We start from the raw sequence: 1,345 nt of genomic DNA on the forward strand, positions 1-1,345 counted from the left end.
TGACATAAAAAGAAAAGTATGGTAAATTAGTTACAATATCTCATTAAAACAGGAGGATTAAAGTTATGAATACGTTTGATCAATATTCTGTGACTCTATGTCCCTTTTGTGGCTCTATGGATTTAGAAGCTGTCTATGATGAACATAGCGACAACTTTTCTATGGGAAATCTTTTTCGGAGAGGTCTTCTAGGATTGATTTTTTCAGTCGCTCGTGGCAGTAGACAAAACGCTTTTTGGGTTTGTCAAAATTGCGGGCACGAATTTCCTATTCAATAAAATCCAATAATAGATAGTGGAGGAAAATATGAATAAGAACGAAGCAATGAAATCTGTTTATGAAGCATTGCCTATTTTGCAAGAAATAAACCGCTTGTATTTTAAAGCCCGAAGTATAGAACAACAAGCTTCAGTAGCAACGGTAAAAACCCAGAGAAGTAAGGCTAGGATATCTTGGATTCCTGCAATAATCGCAGCCTTCATTGTTTTTTATATACTAGATATTTTTTTCGAACTTTTTGTTGCGGGAAGAAGCGGCTACGTTGTTCCTATTTTTATTATTAGTAGCTTGATATTATGTTTTGTTATCTATAAATTCATAAGAAAATCTTTAAATTTTAATCCTAATGCACCTAATAAAAGACTCTCTGCCGCTAGGAATGAGATAGATCTTATCTCAGACCAAATTTTTAGATTGGCAAGTGAGAATAGTAAAATATTGGAAAAAATACCAAGGGACTATAGGAATTATGAGGCTGTAAGTTATTTTGAAAAATTATTTGCTAATGGACAAGCCGATTCTATGAAAGAGGCGGTTAATTTATTTGATGAATATGCGCATAGATCTAAGATGGAAAGCAACACTGAGCGATCCCTAATGATTGCTCGACAACAATCTTTAATGCTACAAAATATCGAATTTAACTCAGCACGAGCAGCTGATGCGGCTTCCGTTGGAGCATTTTTTTCTGTACTTAACTATTTGAAATAAAAATACAAGCCAGAGGCATCTTAAGCTCTATCCATAGAAAAAAGCCGAGCATTTTAGAGTGGCCCCAAAAAGCTGGACCAGCGAGATAAGTACGCTCCTTGTACTTGTCTCGCTTTTTATATACCCCCTACTATTAACTATATATAGTATGCGTGGTATTATATACCTAACGAATAATCGCTAACCAAGCAAAGGAGGATTACCCATGAAAGGAAGCTTAACTAAAAAAGCAACAGCAGCTGTATTAGCAGTAGCCCTCTTGGCCAGTGCTAGCCCTGTACAGGCTGCGGAAAGCCATGCAAGAGACATTACCATTACCGTAGATGGACGTACAATCCCCCAGACAGACCAGAAA

Annotated in this window: 2 protein-coding genes; both read left to right on the forward strand. The window is 36.5% G+C overall.

Annotated features, from left to right (window positions below; all coding sequences use genetic code 11):
- Positions 1-65 precede the first annotated feature (65 nt).
- Complete coding sequence (locus ACKQTC_RS09185; RefSeq protein WP_408978143.1) at positions 66-278, forward strand: zinc-ribbon domain-containing protein; 213 nt, start codon at positions 66-68, stop codon at positions 276-278.
- Between the two features lie 28 nt (positions 279-306).
- A complete protein-coding gene (locus ACKQTC_RS09190) occupies positions 307-990 on the forward strand; it encodes a hypothetical protein (RefSeq protein WP_408978144.1) in 684 nt (227 codons plus the stop codon).
- Positions 991-1,345 lie beyond the last annotated feature (355 nt).

Origin of the sequence: Peptococcus simiae (assembly GCF_046097595.1) — a bacterium.
Lineage (GTDB): Bacteria > Bacillota > Peptococcia > Peptococcales > Peptococcaceae > Peptococcus > Peptococcus simiae.

Coding starts and splice junctions, on each gene's coding strand:
- ACKQTC_RS09185 (WP_408978143.1), top strand. CDS start 66: ATGAATACGTTTGATCAATATTCTGTGACTCTATGTCCCTTTTGTGGC.
- ACKQTC_RS09190 (WP_408978144.1), top strand. CDS start 307: ATGAATAAGAACGAAGCAATGAAATCTGTTTATGAAGCATTGCCTATT.